The organism is Halioglobus sp. Uisw_031 (assembly GCF_047729875.1).
Taxonomy (GTDB): domain Bacteria; phylum Pseudomonadota; class Gammaproteobacteria; order Pseudomonadales; family Halieaceae; genus Marimicrobium.
Genome location: NZ_CP159826.1, coordinates 372,281 through 390,598, shown reverse-complemented (window position 1 = coordinate 390,598; position 18,318 = coordinate 372,281). Strand labels below are relative to the sequence as shown.

General features: G+C 51.0%; 16 protein-coding genes. 6 read left to right on the top strand and 10 right to left on the bottom strand.

Going from position 1 to position 18,318, the window contains the following annotated elements:
* Genes ABXT62_RS01745 through hemC form a run of 3 tightly spaced genes read right to left on the bottom strand, consistent with a single transcriptional unit; the run spans position 1 to position 2,872 of the window.
* Positions 1 to 1,155 (bottom strand): uroporphyrinogen-III C-methyltransferase, encoded by a 1,155-nt coding sequence (locus tag ABXT62_RS01745; RefSeq protein ID WP_415356832.1) that lies wholly within the window; start codon positions 1,153 to 1,155, stop codon positions 1 to 3.
* A 3-nt stretch (positions 1,156 to 1,158) separates the two neighbouring features.
* On the bottom strand, positions 1,159 to 1,950 hold the full coding sequence (locus ABXT62_RS01740; protein ID WP_415356831.1) for a uroporphyrinogen-III synthase: 792 nt from the start codon (positions 1,948 to 1,950) through the stop codon (positions 1,159 to 1,161).
* On the bottom strand, positions 1,940 to 2,872 hold the full coding sequence (gene hemC, locus ABXT62_RS01735; protein ID WP_415356830.1) for a hydroxymethylbilane synthase: 933 nt from the start codon (positions 2,870 to 2,872) through the stop codon (positions 1,940 to 1,942). The genes ABXT62_RS01740 and hemC overlap by 11 nt, the downstream gene beginning before the upstream one ends.
* Before the next feature lie 219 nt (positions 2,873 to 3,091).
* Between hemC and argH the strand changes: the two genes are divergently transcribed.
* A complete protein-coding gene (argH, locus tag ABXT62_RS01730) occupies positions 3,092 to 4,498 on the top strand; it encodes an argininosuccinate lyase (protein ID WP_415356829.1) in 1,407 nt (468 codons plus the stop codon).
* A gap of 37 nt (positions 4,499 to 4,535) precedes the next feature.
* Here the strand turns inward: argH and ABXT62_RS01725 are convergent, their stop codons facing one another.
* The 4 genes from ABXT62_RS01725 to ABXT62_RS01710 form a co-directional block, all read right to left on the bottom strand.
* Positions 4,536 to 5,552 (bottom strand): DUF3187 family protein, encoded by a 1,017-nt coding sequence (locus tag ABXT62_RS01725; protein WP_415356828.1) that lies wholly within the window; start codon positions 5,550 to 5,552, stop codon positions 4,536 to 4,538.
* Positions 5,539 to 5,862 carry an iron donor protein CyaY gene (cyaY, locus tag ABXT62_RS01720; RefSeq protein ID WP_415356827.1) on the bottom strand — a complete coding sequence of 108 codons (324 nt, stop codon included), beginning with the start codon at positions 5,860 to 5,862 and terminating at the stop codon, positions 5,539 to 5,541. Before cyaY (ABXT62_RS01720) ends, ABXT62_RS01725 begins: the two co-directional genes overlap by 14 nt.
* Before the next feature lie 279 nt (positions 5,863 to 6,141).
* Positions 6,142 to 8,763, bottom strand: coding sequence for a B12-binding domain-containing radical SAM protein (locus ABXT62_RS01715; protein WP_415356826.1), 2,622 nt, complete (start codon positions 8,761 to 8,763; stop codon positions 6,142 to 6,144).
* 400 nt (positions 8,764 to 9,163) lie between these two features.
* Positions 9,164 to 9,514, bottom strand: a complete 351-nt coding sequence (locus tag ABXT62_RS01710) for a hypothetical protein (protein WP_415356825.1) — start codon at positions 9,512 to 9,514, stop codon at positions 9,164 to 9,166.
* 337 nt (positions 9,515 to 9,851) lie between these two features.
* Here ABXT62_RS01710 and ABXT62_RS01705 point away from each other — a divergent pair, with 337 nt between their 5' ends.
* Positions 9,852 to 12,392 (top strand): hypothetical protein, encoded by a 2,541-nt coding sequence (locus ABXT62_RS01705; protein WP_415356824.1) that lies wholly within the window; start codon positions 9,852 to 9,854, stop codon positions 12,390 to 12,392.
* A gap of 272 nt (positions 12,393 to 12,664) precedes the next feature.
* Positions 12,665 to 12,814 carry a hypothetical protein gene (locus ABXT62_RS01700; RefSeq protein ID WP_415356823.1) on the top strand — a complete coding sequence of 50 codons (150 nt, stop codon included), beginning with the start codon at positions 12,665 to 12,667 and terminating at the stop codon, positions 12,812 to 12,814.
* Between the two features lie 305 nt (positions 12,815 to 13,119).
* Here the strand turns inward: ABXT62_RS01700 and ABXT62_RS01695 are convergent, their stop codons facing one another.
* Together ABXT62_RS01695 and cyaY (ABXT62_RS01690) are read right to left on the bottom strand one after the other, a co-directional pair.
* Complete coding sequence (locus ABXT62_RS01695; protein ID WP_415356822.1) at positions 13,120 to 13,989, bottom strand: hypothetical protein; 870 nt, start codon at positions 13,987 to 13,989, stop codon at positions 13,120 to 13,122.
* Positions 13,990 to 14,388: 399 nt separating this feature from the next.
* Positions 14,389 to 14,712, bottom strand: a complete 324-nt coding sequence (gene cyaY, locus ABXT62_RS01690) for an iron donor protein CyaY (RefSeq protein WP_415356821.1) — start codon at positions 14,710 to 14,712, stop codon at positions 14,389 to 14,391.
* A 292-nt stretch (positions 14,713 to 15,004) separates the two neighbouring features.
* Here cyaY (ABXT62_RS01690) and ABXT62_RS01685 point away from each other — a divergent pair, with 292 nt between their 5' ends.
* Positions 15,005 to 15,271, top strand: coding sequence for a hypothetical protein (locus tag ABXT62_RS01685; protein ID WP_415356820.1), 267 nt, complete (start codon positions 15,005 to 15,007; stop codon positions 15,269 to 15,271).
* 115 nt (positions 15,272 to 15,386) lie between these two features.
* Here ABXT62_RS01685 and ABXT62_RS01680 read toward each other — a convergent pair whose 3' ends face one another.
* Entirely contained in the window at positions 15,387 to 15,578 is a 192-nt protein-coding gene (locus tag ABXT62_RS01680; protein WP_415356819.1) for a hypothetical protein, read from the bottom strand.
* Positions 15,579 to 15,840: 262 nt separating this feature from the next.
* On the opposite strand from ABXT62_RS01680, the gene trhA reads away from it, so the two are divergent.
* The gene (trhA, locus tag ABXT62_RS01675) at positions 15,841 to 16,467 is read left to right on the top strand and encodes a PAQR family membrane homeostasis protein TrhA (protein ID WP_415356818.1); all 627 of its coding nucleotides are present in this window, start codon (positions 15,841 to 15,843) and stop codon (positions 16,465 to 16,467) included.
* Between the two features lie 563 nt (positions 16,468 to 17,030).
* On the top strand, positions 17,031 to 17,828 hold the full coding sequence (locus tag ABXT62_RS01670) for a phytanoyl-CoA dioxygenase family protein (RefSeq protein WP_415356817.1): 798 nt from the start codon (positions 17,031 to 17,033) through the stop codon (positions 17,826 to 17,828).
* Positions 17,829 to 18,318 lie beyond the last annotated feature (490 nt).

Here is an 18,318-nt window from a genome sequence, read left to right as displayed (position 1 = left end):
CTATTGGCCGCCTTCGGATTGCAAGCGCTTCTCAATAGCATCATCCAGAGCCTGCAGTGATCGTGAGATATCGGGCTGCGCGATACCGATAGTGAGCCCCTGCAGCCGAGTAATCTCACCAGAGATCGCTTTGGCACCGACCTCATCTGACGCCTGAAACTGCGCTACACCTTGCTGGGCTGACTTGAGACTCGCGACGTAGACCGCCTGATTGTCTGACAGCAGCGCGATCTGCGCCTGCTCTAACAACATGCGCAGATTCTGTCGCACCAGTCCCTCCCATTGTGGGTCCATCAGGGCCTGCATGGGGACATCCCGCCGACGGATAATGACATAGTCAGAAAGCTTGCTCAGGGCCGCTTTATAGCCTTGATGTAGCCGACCTTGCCAATCACTTGCCGGCGCTGGCTGCGGGCGTTCTGCCTGTTTGGGCAGCTGGAAGATGACCAGCTTGTCGGCCTGCTCCATCAATGCCGCAAGCCTGAGATAGATTCCTTCCAGGTCCACCTTGGGAAGGGCCCGCAATGTGGCAATCTCTTTAGCAATAGCAGCGCGCACAACGTGAAGGCTAGGATCATCAACGCCACGCAAAACAGTATCGGCACTCTTCAGCAGCGCCTCGGCAGCAACAGGGTCTGCGCCCATCACCAGTCGCTGGTTAGCTAAGCGCAGCAAATGCCCTGTTTCAGCAAGCAGCCAGTTTTCGCGCTCGGCGCCGCTGAAGCGCGCCAGTGTCGTCTGCTGCTTTGCCAATTGCGCCTTTAGAGATTCAAGACTTTTAGACAGTCGGGACAATTCGCCGCCTTCTTTCGTTTCAAGAGTGGCGAGCCCTGAGGCCAAACCGGTCCGCAATTCATTTTCCAGCGCTTTCTGGCTGGCCTGCTTACCTTGGGCAACCGTTTCGAGCTGTGCCATCCTTTGCGTCAATGCTAGCTCCTTAGCCTGGCCTTCCCGCACGACCCAAGCCACGCCCAGCGTCAGCGCGATAACCAGAAGTAATGCCAACCAGGCAACCAATGAGGAACTCTTGCGAGGCGCGGCAGATGACTTGACAGCAATGGCTGCGCCTTGAATGGCAGGCCTTTCTACTGGGGCTACCACGGTCGCGGATGTCTCGTCAGATTGCTCATTATTGGTATTGTCCTGATCACTCAATTATCATTCTCCAGTGCCACGTCGCCATTCCTTCAGAGCGCGCAACATCGCCAAATCCGATGCGTTTTCAGCCGTCACAATCTGATCGAAACCCGCAATCTGTGCCATATGGGCAACCCGTTGCGATGGCACAATCAAGCCTATGCGCTTTAACTTAGTAGTTTCTGCTGGGCTAAGCAATACCTGTAGGTTAGACAGCCCCTCACCACTGGTGATCATGATCACGTCAATACCCCACTGGGTCACATTCGCAGCCAGCTCGCCTGCAGGCATCTCCGGGAGGGAGCGGCAGTAACAAGGCAGTTCTTCTACTAAAGCACCGCGTCGTGTAAGTTCCTGTGCCAAAGTTTCACGACCACCCTGCCCCTTGACAATGAGCACGCGCTGATCGCGCACATTCTGCAACAATGAAAGGGCCAGCAAGCCCTCGCTGGTCATCACACTTCCCGGCGTGACGGCCTCAATCCCGAAATGCTCAAGTCTAGCGGCCGTCGCGGCACCAATGGCATACCAGTTTAGGCCTACTGGCAGCTGGGGCCAATGATCTTCAATCAGGGCCATGCCAAAATGCACTGCATTGGAGCTGATAAAAATAACGTGCTGATAGAGGTCCAGGTGCAGCAACATCTGACACTGCGCGACAGGAAGCTGCGGCAATCTTTTCAAAACCAACAGAGGTTGGCTGAAGACCTCGTAGCCGTCCATTTTAAGTGCCGCGCACAGCCTATCTGACGCATCGCCCGCCGGGCGCGTCACCAGTATCCGGCCCAATGCGGAGGCGATCTCAGTCACCATAGACATCCGCCAAAATAGCCGCAGCGCCTTGCGACAATAAGTCTTCCGCGACAGAAATACCGAGCTGCTCCGCCTCGGCCGCAGGCGCAATGGCTTCTGCGCGTAATATTTGCGAGCCGTCAGGGTTACCAACGAGTCCTCGCAATAACAATGTCTCGCCGCCATCAACATAGTCCGCATAGCAGCCTATCGGTACCTGGCAACCGCCTTCAAGTCGTTTATTCATTGCTCGTTCAGCTATTACACGCCTGGCGGTAGGTTCGTGGTGGACAACCTGTAGCAGCGACAGCACGGCACTATCGTCGCTGCGCAGTTCTATCCCCACAGCGCCCTGGCCACCGGCCGGCAAAGAGTCGCAAATATCCATTTGCTGGGCAATGCGACCCGCAAAACCGAGACGTATGAGTCCGGCACTGGCCAAAATGATGGCGTCATACTCTGCCTCATCGAGCTTGCGCAGTCGGGTATTGACGTTACCGCGCAGAAACTTGATGTCGAGATCGGGGCGCCTCGACCGCAACTGACACTCACGCCGCAGGCTAGAGGTCCCCACTACGCTCCCAGCAGGTAACTCTTCAAGGGTGCGGTATTGGTTGCTAACAAAGGCATCGGAAGGGTCTTCACGGGCGCAGATAACCCCCAGCCCCAATCCTGCCGGAAACGCCATGGGAACATCCTTCATGGAATGCACCGCGATGTCCGCACGGCCGTCCAACAGCGCTTCTTCCAACTCTTTTACAAACAGGCCCTTGCCGCCCACTTTAGCCAGCGGCACATCCAGCAACTGGTCTCCGCGCGAGGTCATGCCCAGCAATTGCACGTCCACATCGGGATATGCCTGAGTCAGGGCAGACCGGACAAATTCCGCCTGCCACAGGGCAAGAGGGCTTTCCCGAGTAGCGATGATCAATTTGCGCGACATGCTCGAAATCCTATAAGTTCACACTTCCCATGATAACAGTCAGGCACCAAGTCAGCGACACCCAGCAATTTGAAGATATCCAAAGGAGAAGCCATCCTCTTCTCCCGAGGAGGATAGGCAAAACCTCGACCGACATAACCGCGTAGCTGGTATACTCTCTTTAATAAATCAGGCGAAAATACGTCTAGAGCACGAAGCGACTACGGAATTTCGAGCACTATGAGCAAAGAAAAGGACACCAGCAAACTGTGGGGCGGCCGCTTCAATGAAGCGACAGACGCTTTCGTGCAACGTTTCACTGCCTCAGTGGGATTCGACCTGCGCATGGCCGCCCAGGATATTGAAGGCTCACTGGCCCACGCTCGAATGCTGCGCTCAGTGGATGTGCTGACCCCAGCAGAACTCGAGGACATCGAGGGCGGTCTGGCCCAGATACAAAAGGAAATCGACGAAGGCAACTTCCAGTGGTCAATCGAGCTAGAAGACGTGCACATGAACATCGAAGCCCGCCTGACCGCACTGATTGGCGTGGCCGGCAAAAAACTGCACACCGGCCGATCCCGTAACGATCAGGTTGCCACTGATATCCGTCTTTATCTGCGCGCGGCTATTGATAGCATCGCCGGTGAACTCACCCGCCTGCAACAGGGCACAATTGACCTCGCAGCAGCCCATACCACCACTATCATGCCGGGCTTTACCCATTTACAGACCGCTCAGCCCGTTGTTTTTGGCCACCACCTGCTGGCCTGGAATGAGATGCTGGAGCGCGACTACGGCCGCCTAATGGACTGTCGTGCGCGACTTAACCAGTCGCCGCTAGGCGCGGCGGCTCTGGCGGGCACCACTTATCCCATAGATCGCGCGCACACGGCGGCGGCCCTGGGTTTTGATAAGCCGACAGAAAACTCCTTGGACTCAGTATCCGATCGCGACTTTGCCATCGAATTTTGCGCTTTCGCTGCCCTGCTCATGACCCACCTGTCACGCATGTCTGAAGAACTGGTGCTGTGGAGCTCTGCCCAATTTAATTTCATTGAACTGCCCGACCGCTTCTGTACCGGCTCTTCCATCATGCCGCAGAAGAAGAACCCGGACGTGCCGGAGCTGGTGCGCGGCAAAGTAGGGCGCGTCAATGGCCACCTCATTGCCCTGCTAACACTGATGAAGAGTCAGCCATTGGCCTATAACAAAGACAATCAGGAGGACAAAGAGCCGCTGTTTGACACTATCGATACGGTGTTCGACTCCCTACGAGCCTACGCTGATATGGTTCCGGCAATCAAGCCAAAGGCAGAGGTGATGCACGAAGCAGCGCGGCGCGGTTTCTCTACCGCCACTGATTTGGCAGACTACCTCGTGCGTCTGGGGCTACCCTTTCGCGACGCACACGAAGTCGTCGGCAAAGCCGTAGCCCACGGTATTGAGTGCGGGAAAGACTTATCGGACATGACGCTAACGACTCTGCAGAACTTCTGCGCCGATATCCGTGAGGATGTGTTCGAAGTCCTCACGCTGGAGGGATCGGTCACCGCGAGGAACCATCTGGGCGGCACCGCGCCAGACCAGGTAACAGAGGCAGCATTGCGGGCCCGATCTACGGTGCAGGCAAGGCAGGCTTCTTAATCGATAACGCTTGGCCGGTAATTGGCCGGGGGTCTGCTCAGGACTCCGGGCGGTAGCGCAGGCTCGCCTGAAACGTCACATCCGGCGCCGTTGCAACGCGAATATCCTCAACAAAATTAAAATCCATCGACCAATGAGGCGCAAAATACCAACGCGTGCCCAAGGTCGCCATTACAGCATCATCACCCACGCCGGCCAGACTGCTATCGAGAGGCGCTGCGTGGCCATCGAGCTGGGCGATGAGCGACCACCGCTGGGCGAATTGCCAGTCTACTGCGAGCCCTGCAAACCAGAGGTTCTGCTCTTGAAAACCGTCGAACAAATTGCTATCCCCTGCGTGCAAATAGCCTGCCTGCCCATGCCATGTCAATGGCAAATTCGACATTTGGGCGCCAGAGAAACGCAGGGCAATAAAGGCATCATCGGCACCACTGCCTAAAAATTCGTCTTCGTCGCCCGTGCCAAACTTGTAGCCCAACGCCAGACTAACAGCAGAACTCTCATCCTGATAAAAGACGTGGTTCAAGGATAGGCTGATATCGCCCATGCCAGAGGTGTCATCCTGCAGGGAAAAGCCACCCGCTGGGCTCGTGTATTGATAATCCAGGATATCCCTGGGCACATCAGATCGCCCGCCATCGGACATTCCCCAAAAATCGTGCCAATCATCAATGGCGCCGTCTAGCTCTCCGCCACTCTGTTGCAACCAAGGCACCTCTAACTGTATGCCCCAGTTTTCCGCCAGCCCATAACGCAATTCAAGGGCGACACGCAGGGTCTCCCCATCCAGATTGAGAAATTCAGTGTCGCTGCTCTCGTTGACATAATCATTAGCAACACTGCCGTAAAGTGCCACCGCTACCTTACCGCTCGGGGTCGTCTGCGCGTCTCGCTGGGAGGGAAGGCCCATTAACCCTGCCACCGGACTCAGATTCTTAACATACAAGGGCTCGCTCGCCGACGCCGGCAATACGCCAAGGATGGCCAGCAATCCTGCGATAGTCTGTATTCGAGATGCTCGCACCGTCTGAACCCAAAAATCAAAGCCATTCAAAAGTAACGCCTCCCTGAACCTGCATCTGATCAACCACAAAAGGTCGAAACAACTGCCCATCGCGGGTTCCGCGCCAATCGCCCACAGCTTCATCGTAGGCAAAGTGAAAACCCCCGGAGCGCGCCGCTAGCCATAGCTGCCGTGTTGGTGGCTGACGGCTAAACACCAGTTTTGTTTCATTGTCGAACTCGACGGTGAGCACACTGCCAGACATCTGATAGTCAATATCCGTGTCAATCTGATCCAAGGCCTCTTCCAACGCCTCAAAGGTGTGTTCTATCAACGCATTGAACTCTGGTTCAGTTATCACAGGATTTGTTCCGCCAAAATGTGCACAATTCAATAATAGGGGCTGTTCCTGCCGCATCTATACGGCCCCCAGTGTGGACGCAGCCGAGCGCTAACTAGCGACACTTGAATCGATGTGAGGTGAGAAATACCCACGCATCGACCCGAGTTGACGCGCCTCCGCTAGCCGAGTCTCAGTGTGTTTTACGAGTATCTGCCGGATATCTGCCAGTGAACTATACAACCAATGCAGTGGAGTCGCCGAATGCCTGCCTCTAGTGCCCTCTAGCATCTGCCTTTTCTAAATGTCCTCTCCAGATGGACGGGCAATTTCAGAGCTCAGCTCCCAAGTCTGCCATTGCCCCCCTTCAGTCAGCCTTCGCCCCTGCTGGTTATCACAGATCATACGTGGGTCCGCTACGGAGAGCGTTCCGGGGCCATAAGAGCGCAACGGAGCAACCACTGTATCCCAGTCCTGACGATGTCCATCTTCCCTGGAGGCCTGAATGTCCGCATACCAAGCGGCGTAGTCGCAGGAAAGCTCGATGGTCTCGGGTAGAGATCTCTCCGGCGCAGGAAGCATCGCATGCTGCGCACGCAACACGCTATCCAGTGCGGCGTCATCAGTAATGCCGAACTGCTCGATGAAGAAGCGGCGTAGGTCATTCAGAAACCAGCCCCAGTCTACTGGCGGAACCATCAGAACGGGCCCATAGAGCAAGGTGAAGCGCAGCGCCGGCCAGCAGTCGCCGGGATCATCCGCAGCGGCCATGAGGCGACGCAGCAAATCGATCTCTCGCTGGCCCGTCTCTTGCCTCGCATAGCGCAGTGCATGGCGAAGAACTCCAAATTTATCTGTGAACAAAAAAAGACGTCGAATCGCACCCATCTCATGATAGTCATCTTCGGTAAAAGATGCAGCTGAAGTAACGACCTGGCCGGGGAGGGCAGTTATGCCGTGCTTTTCACGGTAAGACGGTTCATTCATTGGGCTATTTACCAACAGAACGGTTGGAAATATCTTGGGGTAGACCTCCCTATCCATACACTCTTGCAAATCATTGAGAAATGATTCGGGAGTCGAGCCAGGCAAACCCAGCATCAGGTCAACGTACAGCGGGAGACCATTATCTCGAAACTCCCGCGCCAATGCTTCATATTTGCTCAGCTTAATATTAGAACGATCGATCACCGCCAGAGTGTTTTCATCCATCGACTGCAGTGATAGTAGACCCATTGCAATGATGTCCGCATCTACTAACGTTTTTATGATGGGCTTCAGATTCTTGACGGAATTCTTAGCGTAGTTGGTGCCCATATGTATAGGGAATCCATGCGCCTTTTTTAGTCCAGCCAAATGCTGGGCAATTTCTACATCCCTGTCGAATACTCCGAAGTTGGCATCCGCAAAGACAACATCTGTAACGTTATTCTTGGAGCACCATTCCAGTTCAGCAAATATCCTGTCTAGATCAAACTTCCGGATTTTGGACGTAGTGGCCGATCCCCAATCACAGAACGTACAGCCATATGGGCAGCCCCGGTTACTCTCCAATAACATGGACGGACTTCCCGCTTCAGCAAAAACATCAAACTCGCCTGTCAGGTACGGCGACGGTACCTCGTCCAGACTTTTAATACGTTCTCGATCAGCTGTCCGCACCGGTTGCCCGTCGGTTCCCCGGTATGAAAGCCCTGCAACACCATCCAATACAGACAGCTTTAGGGGCTCACGCGTTTGTAGTTCTGGTTCCAGCACTTCGAGGATTTCACAAATTGTGACCTCTCCTTCACCGTGCACAACGATATCAACATAGGGATGCTCCGCAAAATAGTGCGTTACATCCGCCGTATATTTTGGAACATCGGGACCGCCATGGATATTCAAAGCGAGTGGATTTGCCGCTTTCATCCGCTCTGCTGAAGCGAGCATTTTGGACGAGTTCCAGATGTAGTGTGAATGCAGCATCACTGCGGGACCCTCGGGGACCGGCGCTGACGCGTCGGTAAGCCAGTTGGGTCTAAAATCAAATAGCTCGTCGAGTAAACCGTCCTTATACTGACGTGCCGAGGTGTAAAGAAAGCCCAATGCAAGCGGAGCCACTAGGGGTTCGAAATTAATCGGATAAACTGGGACCCTGCCTGGTCTAATGGGGTTGCGACTCTCCGCACGTTCAATTGCCTTGAATAGAGATTGCTTCACCTGCTCGAACTCGCGGTTATATTTCGCAACACCATAAAAAATTTCTTCTATTGCCGAATCTTCAGGCTCGAATGATCTGAGTAATCTGGCGATCAGAAGACGTTCTAGTAACGGCTTTACCTGATCACTGATAAGTCGTTCATCGCTGTCAGCTATTCGCTGCATGAACTGACCGATCGTAGTAGGTTTGGTGAGATATCGTAGCGCTGAGAGCTCTACCGCACTGAGACTTAAAGCGACCTGACCTCTATGGTTGATTTGCTCAAAGCCCAGCTTACCCAAGCGAAGAAGAAGCGGAATACGCACGACCAATAATCGATCCGGCTCCAGAAGGTTGACATTGGATGCGTTAATGTCGTCTTGCGTGTCTTCTATGGCGACCGCTGAAGGCTGCCAAATATCAGAACTGGCACTCTCCATTGGTGATAGTTTACGGTATCGCCTAACGATCTTTTCAAGGTCACTTTGTTCCGCATTGAATTCATTGCAGATACGATCCAACAAACGCCCATCGGATTCAGGGCCGGCACTGACCAGTGCACTTAGTAATTCCAGGTGAACTAAGTCTAACTTTCGGCCAACCTGTTGAATTGGCTTTGCGAGTCGATGGCTCTTGGCATTAAAGCCCACAAAATGAGGCCCATCGGCAAGGAGGCCAACCACAACGCGAGGATTTGGAGTGGCGCCGGGTTGAAGTAGCATTTTTATCTGTGCTGACAAAGGTTTTCTCTCCCTCTTTGACTCATTATCGTGCTCGCAAAGGATAAATGAACAGACGTCCGAGACCTGACAGATAAGTCTGCGATTGCACCCCTGTCATGAGGTTTATACACCGAGTCGGCAGGGGTGACCAAGTATTGCTCTGATACTTAATATGCGAGTATATCCCCAGAAGACGGGTTCTGCGAGCACTTTGTGCCCATTTTTTTGATCACTAACAGAGTTTGCTGCGGCTAGATCTGCCCACATAGATTCCCGACTTGAATATTCCTAGACCTTGCTAACAGGAGGCAGGGAATGACTCCCAGCAAACCTGAAGTTTTCTGTCACTTGCCTCCCCCTATCACATTGCTTGGTGAAAAAATGAAGCGACAGGCATGCTGACACAGGAAGGCCGGAACTAACTAAGTGATGCCCTGCGTAACGCGGGCGCGGCTGGTTGGTCCTCCGCAACTACACGCCAGTTCCAGCATGGCGGACCGAGGGCCCTTACTGAGCCGTCAACGAGTCGCCGAGGGGTAACTGTCACGACAACGCGGTTGCAGAAAGCTTGTTTGCTAACTTCGAAAAGCGTGTTAACCAAAGAAAATCCTATGCGACTCACGAACAGGCTAATGGGACAAATCAACTTACTGCCACCGCGCTCAACAAAAACTTCGACTTCACCCTCCGGCAGAGAGACCTTCACGTCGGTCACATTCCAAGGATTCTCAATGCCCAGTATCTGGCTATATAGCTGCGTATATTTCATAATTGATCAGGCTAAATTACGCACTACGATTGGGGAAGGCCCATTTTATTGAGATGTTCTACAATCGGGTGAAGCGCCACAGTCATACTGGTGGTGTTTCACCCGCTAAGTTTGAAGAAGCCTATTTTCCGAGGCTAGAAGGCGTCTAATAAAACCTGCGAAGTCCAGTATCAGCGGGGAGGAATGACCGGCACGTCCAGTCTACGACAAGCCAGTAAAAAAGAAATTTACAATTTCAAAACGGCACGCAATCAGTATATGATCGATTTTTAAGCTCAATTGATCAAGCTTGATTAGCTTAGCCAGTTACACAAAAATATTTGCAGGCCCATTAGAAATGCAGTTACTTTCCTCTTTCCCTTGCAGCCCACATTCGGGAGATGCCCACAGTAGTCGGAAAGTACTGCTGGTGTTCGATCTAGCGGCGTTCATTCTTTTCGTGCTTGCGTTCATCTACTACAATAATTTTTATCAACCACAGTGGTTGACAAACGAAGGGGTATTGCTTTGGGAGTCAAGCAACACACGCCCCCTCATCTTCCTATACATCTATATCGTTTTCTTTGTTACAACACGCTTGGCGCTTATCAATCTAATAGGGCCAGAGATAGCACCAGCTCATATAATACCTACTGGATCCAAATTATACGTCAACGCATATTGGCCTATCAAATTACTACTATTTTTTGCTTTTTCCTATATCTCTTTCACAAGTGTATTCCTCCCATACTTCAACTCCTTATTTGGCTCCACCATAATAAACGGGAGCCTTGATTCTCACTTGACGGTTCTGCTCGCCCCACTTTCTCAATACTTGGAGCACGGCAAAATACTCTATCTCGAAACGCCAACCCAGTATGGCCCAGGGATGCTCTATCTAATGGGGAAACTAACCGATATTTTTTCGCTCACTTTGGCCGATGCATATCGAATCCAACTATTGTTGAACTTGATCACACTAGTTGCCTTTTGCGGGTTTATCGTCATCCTCACAGGTCCTTTGTTCGGGTCCATCATTTTCCTCTCAGCTTTCTCCGCCTTCAGCATACTATACAATTTCGCTTGGCCAGGATGGGGGCTTCTGCACCGGTGGATGATGATACCGATATTTAGCGTTATTCTTGCTCGAATTTTGACGACGGATTCAAAACCTTCTCGAAAGTACTTGAAGCTCGTTATACTAGGAATGGCTTGGTCTGTTTTTGCAATAATAAGCCAGGAAATGTTTGGCGGCGGCATCATCTCTTATAGCTTAGTTTTTATCCTATTACTCCGATTTCGTACATGCACTTTAAAAAATTATATCAAGTCGTACCTGCTTTTTATTGCTACGTTTGCCACTACATTCTTTGTTCTGATCGTCTGTTTTTATGGCTTTGACAGAGTTTTAGATTTTTTCAACTTATATACTGAATATTCAGGACGAGTGTTCGCAGGTGCAAGCTCACTATTCTTTACCGACACACAAAAACTCGCAAATAATACGTCCGGACTAATCTTCGTTGGAATCATAGTCTTGGGTGTACCCATACTTGCTGCCGCCATACATTTAATTTCTAGTGCTCAGGCGAATCAATTTTACATGCGAGACATCGCCATCTTCGCTGCGATTATCGCCTCCGCAACTAGCCTTAATCTAATAAGCTACCTGCGCTCCGATAGTTCGCATATTCAAAGCTCTGCCTTCATGATGGTACCCATGTTTGTAGCATATATAATTTTCTATCTCCGTTGGGCCGGGGAAAGATCCACTTTTACAACTATGACCACTTTCATTGCTGCGATGTTAACCGTTGCCGTCCTCTATGGTTCTCATCACCAAGTGAAAAGATACCTAATACCGCTTTTAACACTCCCCGACACTCATAACCTTACTGCATGGTTGCAAGTTCAGCCGGAAAGACATGAGGTCCCGAGTCTCGCTCCATTCGGTATTTCGCCGAATGATAGCTCTCGTAACGAGGCCTATCGATTTGTGATCGGTCGGTATTCTTCGCTCGAGAATGAACAAGATTGGGCGGTCAAACACTATGCGAAAGGTATCGCACGTCAGGCAGAAATTCGGTTGGCGCTGGGCGACAGGGAAGTAGTCCCCACGGGTTTTTATGCGCTCTCGTCCCCCTTCGGCCACCTACCGTATAACAGAGTCGACTCCGATGAAGGTGATTTCTTCCTCACAGGTCTCAGGTCCGCAACTGACATCATCTCACCTACCACAAGTGTATGGACTGATAGTGATCTGAGAACTTGGCAAAGCGAGTCTCGACACCGTGATGAACTATGCATCAGTACTAGGGTACCCGATAACATCCGTTGGTTTGCAACGGCGAATAAAGTGCCTGAGATTAGAATCAAGAGTATTACAACTGCGCCGACTTTCGCGGGCGAGTCAACAACGTTCCTTTGTAAATGCGCGCCATCTAACGACGATCCCGGCTGTCAGCCAGTCCAGCATCATTCTCATGAGTATCTCACTCAGGTTAAATCAGATTTTTTCTCAATCAAAAATGCTTTAGACCATTATTACTCGGAGAATGGCTATTACCCTGCTTCGAGCAAGAAAGGCTCTGCAACTCAGGCACGTAATGGCTGGGATGGTCTTTATTCAAACTTGGGAGAAAGCAAATCACAATGGATACAAGGACTAACGCCAAGCTACATTTCCGAACTTCCTCGAGACCAGAGAGACAGTGTGGACGGCAGTACTAACTATATATACAAATCCAATGGACAAGACTATAAACTATTGGCACAGAATCCTTTCCCTCTATCCTGTCAGATTGCTGCAACGGACTACCCCATGCTCATGGATCCAAAGAGGAGTGGTTCGAACTGCACGGGTATTGCTATCTATTCGAAGGGTGCTGAAAGTTGGTAAGTCAACTATACTAATTCGACTCAACGAACAATGTAAGCTGGCAGGGTTGCAATGATGCATTCAGCCGTTGGTCGAGTGTCTCAGAGCTGACGAATCAATGCAGGCCTCGCTCATATCCGCGAAATTGTAATTCCACATTTGTCGAAGCAGCTATTTGCAAAGAATCATGCTGCTTTTACATGAGTATTTCAATGCTAAAAGTGACGCAGGGCAAGGCTTAACGAAGTCACCATCAAGCGCAAGTGCGACGAACGAGACGCAGGCAGTTAATCTTGTCTGATAATTCTGCTGAGATTGCCAAGTGGCTGACTCGACTAACGCACAACCAGAACGAGTTGGGCTTCGGCCTATTTCGTGGCTATCTGCACAGTGTCAAAAAAATTTGGCTGGAATCCCAAACGGATCTGACGTATTTACGTTGAACTAGGGCTGAATTAGAGGATAAGGTCGGGGCGACGCATTCAGACTGAATTAATCTGACCCGGCAAGCTGCACTAGGAGGCCTACATCGAACGCTACAACGGCACTATACGTTATTGTTCTGGTCCAATGGACCCGGACACTTTTATGCGTGACAATATAATCAATCATAGAGGTGTTACTTATGGCGCAACAACGAAGCTACAGGCAGTACCCGAAAGCGTTGAAAGAGGAATCCGTAGCCTTAAGGTAAGTAGTGTTTAAGGTGGTATTCACCCTGCTATTTTGCGGCAGGGACAATGTCCAGCTAATCTAAGCTTCTTATCGTGACTGTTTCAATACCTTTTATTGTTGGTATGTTTGATTGAGGCGCTACGAAATGCGCATCAACTGCAACTCCATGGAGCGTACTGTGAATCATGGTCGGGTCGACGTCCACCCAAGCAAGCTCGTCGGAGTTGAACAGCAGTTGCTGCCCATCCACCCACATAGTAACCTTACCTGGTTTTTCAGCCCTGAGTTCTATCTCTCGTGGCGTACCAGTCTTGTGTTCAGGCAGCCTAGCTGTCGCAATCACCTCGAAGTTCTCCGGCGGGGAGGCGATGTAACCCACGAACACCACCGGGACACCAAAAAGCTGCGATATCCACGCACCAAAACCAAACCGCGGATTGGAGGGTGTCACGTACAATAGTGGAGTGGACTCAACATGAAAAAGCAGTGGGCCCTTCTCTGCTCCATAATTTCCGCTCCATACCATTTTGACGGAAACAGTCGTTGCGCCTGTGTCAATATAGGCGCACCCAATACCAGGATAAATCTCTCCATCTTTTCCCGGGTGAACCAGCGGAGGCTGAGCATATTTTCCTGGCCTAGTGTATGGGTCAGAAATGACGACCCCGCCATCGTAGACTCCCAATGGATCAAAACTGTCTGGCATGACATTAGCACAATCCAACCAATCACCACCAAGGTCGCCGGCATTATCTCGCTCAAAATCATCAGTAAACATGAAATCAGCTTTAAGAATAGGATTCGACTCACGAGCATTTACCTCATTAGTCGTTAGCGCATACCCGACGCCAAAAATAACCAAGAACAACGCAACAATGATAGGCCGCTGAGTAGTTTCGGCACCGCGACGGGTGCGTTGAAACAATTCCAGAGAAAACTTCATACAATCATATGTCCTCACCATCACTTTTGAATACATATGCTAATACGAGAAAAGGGTGGCTGCAAGCCAAGTGACTCCGCGGACAAGTGCTCGGTCTTGCCGTTTCGCGGCCTAAAGATGGCATACTCCATACATCCTAAACTCGAGCCCAAATGACTCACAGTGTTGAGTTACTTGCCCACTCACCAACGAGGGCACGCAAAACGCTACACCATACGATTTCCCAGTAGTACTTCTATTGATTGACCTGTGAAAACTCGGGTTTTCGGCAGTACTGACAATAGCGGTATTCCAAAAGCGAAATTTCAAAGAATTATTGAGCGTCATAGTGCGCCACGACTGGCCAGGAATCCTGCGATTCTCTGTATTCGGTGTGCTCGCACCGTCTGGGCCAAAAGATCAAAGCCACTCAAAAGTAACGCCACCCTGAACCTGCATCTGATCAACCACAAAAGGTCGAAACAACTGCCCATCGCGGGTTCCGCGCCAATCGCCCACGGCTTCATCATAGGCAAAGTGAAAACCCCCGGAGCGCGCCGCTAGCCATAACTGCCGTGTTGGTGGCTGACGACTGAACACCAGTTTTGTTTCATTGTCGAACTCGACGGTGAGCACGCTGCCAGCTAGCTGATAGTCGATATCCGTATCAATCTGATCCAAGGCCTCTTCCAACGCCTCAAAGGTCTGTTCTATCAACGCATTGAATTCTGATTCAGTTGTCACAGGACTTGGTCCGCTAGAGTGTGCATAATTCAATAATAAGGGCTGTTCGCAGCGCTTACCAGCGGACGGTATAACGTGCACCATTACAGGCTAGAGCAGCGTCATGACTTATTCTCATATCTTCATGCTACTTGCACTTACCATTGGTGTCCTGAACCGAGTCTCACCAATGGGCTATTTTACGTATCGTGAGAGCAGTCTGTACGCGGAAAATGTTGCCGTCAGAGCGATCGCTGCCGCCCGCGCTACGCTTTGCTATATTTAGTCCCGATCGGCGCTGGAAGATGCCTTCATGGAATACCGACAAGCGCTTGGAGGTGCCAAGCACCTGATTTGCTACGCAGTAAAGGCCAACTCCAATCTAGCGGTACTTAGTATACTGGCTAAACTAGGCGCAGGGTTCGATATCATCTCGGGTGGTGAGCTGGAACGGGTAGTCGCCGCTGGCGGCGATCCATCCCAAGTCGTATTTTCTGGTGTCAGCAAAAAGCCTGAAGAGATGGCGAGGGCGCTGGAACTGGGCATTCGCTGCTTCACCTTGAATCAGCAGCAGAACTAGAAGTGCTTAACAACGTCGCCGGTCAGTGTGGTCAGATAAAATTCAGGGCAATACAAAGCCCGCACAGAGGCGGGCGACTTCACCGCAAGCTATCTCAGCAATCCCGTGGAAGTTCCTATAGGTCATCGATACCATCGTCATCGGCATCTAACTGATCAGGATTGACTGTGCCCGAGCATTTATCCAACGAGTCGTCCACTCTGCCACTGTCAGCATCAACGCGATACGCTGTGTCAAATTCCGGATCATGAGCATCCATGATGGTTTTCTGCGCTAACGCTTGGCGTTCAATTTGCCACAATGTCAACTACCTACGCTCTGCGCCCTACTGTGTGCTACTGGGTGGCACACAGTAGGGCACCATGAGACATCGATATAATTTCAGACAGGGGAAAATCAGACATAGATATAAAATTGAACAGTTTAAGCGGGCCTGAGCGACGATCAGTGTATTAGGTCAGCACCGCTTCCCGCCAGACTGATCTGACGTAGTTCACGTCCATGAAATTCTGCATGGTAATTAGCATAAAGTTTGGCGACGACAGATAGGATTGTGGTCTAATTAGAATATGTACAATGGTGAAAAACTTAATAGCATTACGCATTTAGTCGGTGCAGTTCTGGCCCTGGTCGGCTTTGGCTCCTTAATAACTATCGGTATTGTAGAACAGAATACACCGCTACTTATTGGGTTCGTCGTCTTTGGGTTTACTTTGGTCCTCTTGTACACAATGTCCACGTTGTATCACAGCTTTCATCCGCCGAAATTAAAAAGAATCTTCCAGAAACTCGATCACGTTGCGATTTACTTGTTAATCGCAGGAACCTATACACCCTATATGCTAGTGTCCCTTCATAATCGTAATGGTGCGTTCATACTGGCGCTGATATGGCTTATGGCAGTTGTCGGTTTGCTGCTAGATGTTTTGGTTCGCAATCGTATTGAATGGCTGCAGATTTTGATTTATCTCGTCATGGGCTGGCTTTGTGCGCTCAGCTATTCAGATCTTCGGGCAACACTCCCCACTGCTGGTTTAGCCTGGTTAACTGCTGGTGGAGTAGCCTACACAGTCGGCATTCTTTTTTATATACTCGATAATCAGAGCAAGCTTCGCCATGCTCATGGGATCTGGCATTTGTTCGTTCTATCTGGATCCATATGCCATTTCATTTCGATAGTTGGATACGTTAGATAGTCAGTGTTAGAGATCAGCATACACGGTCGCGGTACTGCCTTGACGACAAACATGCCGGCAATCACCATGCCTAAGGGCATAGTATCTTTTAATCTGTTAGCAACACAGTCTTTGAGCGAGTGAATTTCCATTCGTAATTTCATGGCTGGCATACCGTGCACCTCCAGCAGATAGGTGTGTTCAATTTTCCAAGGTTGCTCACTAAACTGTCCCATCTTCCATTTATAACCTACATCAAATAACACGCAATCGCCTTTTATACCAAGCCACTATCCTTCATCGCCAGCGACATTGCCCCTATGGGCTTCAAGCAAATCTAAAACTACAACGCACAATCAGCAAGGACGCTAAACAACCGCATGGGACGGACTGTTGCGGGCGCTCCTTCAGGAATAAACAGATACGAATGGTCTCCTTACGGGTAACTGCACATAGTTAGGACAATGGGTAAGCTTTTTACGAAGCTCTAATGTTCAATTAGCAAAATCAGCCAGAAACTCTACTCACAACAGTGGGTTTTTTGCCCTATACTCATCGTATAGGCCTCAAATAAATCGCGAGGAATGATGAGAGACGAGTATTTTGAAAACGGTTATGTCGTTCGCCGCGGCCTATTGCCGGCGGACCTGATTGCTGAGCTGAATCAGCGCTTTGCCGACGTAGCGGACGGCGTCTGCGAACCTGCCGAGAACATGCAGGTGGTCAGAAATGTCGAGGTGGCAAAGGGCCTGGTCACGCCGAAGACCAAGGCTCACGGCATCAGCAAGATGAACTTTGTTCAGGCCGATCCGGTGCTGCGCAAGTACTCGGCCTTCGCGCCCCTGCTGAACCAAGTGGAACAATTGATTGGGCCCGACCTCATTTCCATGAACAGCATGTATCTCAATAAGCCGCCCCACGTTGATGGGCGGCACCCGCTGCATCAGGATCTCATCTACTTTCCCTTCCGCCCCGCGGATTCCATCGTCGGAGTCTGGTCAGCTCTCGAGCCCATCACTCGTGAAAACGGTTGCCTCGTGATGATCCCGGGGAGTCACAAGGGCGAAACACACGACCACGACTATCCGGATTGGGAGCACAAGAATCACCTCTTCCTCGGCGTGAAGGGCGTGGACACGAGCGCCCGGGTCCACATCGAGATGGAGGCTGGTGATACGGTGTTCTTTCACTCGAATATCATCCACGGCTCAGGCTTCAACAAGACGGAAGGGCTACGTCGGGCCATTGCTATCCACTTCGCCAACGCTCGCTGCGAGGACATCTGGGGTGGCCACAAGCATACGCTCGACAAGTACTGCCCTCGTGACGACTACCGCCTGGTCCGCGGCGAAGATCCGCACGACTACGTGACGCACCATTAAATAGGCGCGAAAGCGAGGCCTCTTGCATCGTCACCGCGCTTGCCTCGCGCATTCAACAATGAACGAACATGAATGACTTCCTCAATGATGCGAGTACGATGTCGGGACAGTAGATAACATCTTCGCGAAGCTGTCAGGGCCGGCTCAGGAACGAGTCGATGACCTAGTCAACACACCCCGTTCATATTTCCTATGCTTGACGGAAGACTGGGTGCCTGCACGTGGCCTTTTGAGCTCAAAGTCCTTCCTATCTGATACGGTTGGTACGAAAATCCAGTGCAGGTAAACGATAGGATAAACCGCAGTCAGAGGCCGCGATTAGGTGATTGCCTGTGCCTCTTTCTTGTCCACAACCTGCCCATCCTCATCAAGCGTTTGGGTTAATGTTAGGCAGTTACGCAAATTTAGTTACAGCTTCGGCGACCGAAATCCGCGCTGCTTTAATCGATCCCCCGCAGCATAAATTATATTGATATTTAAATTTTCCAGT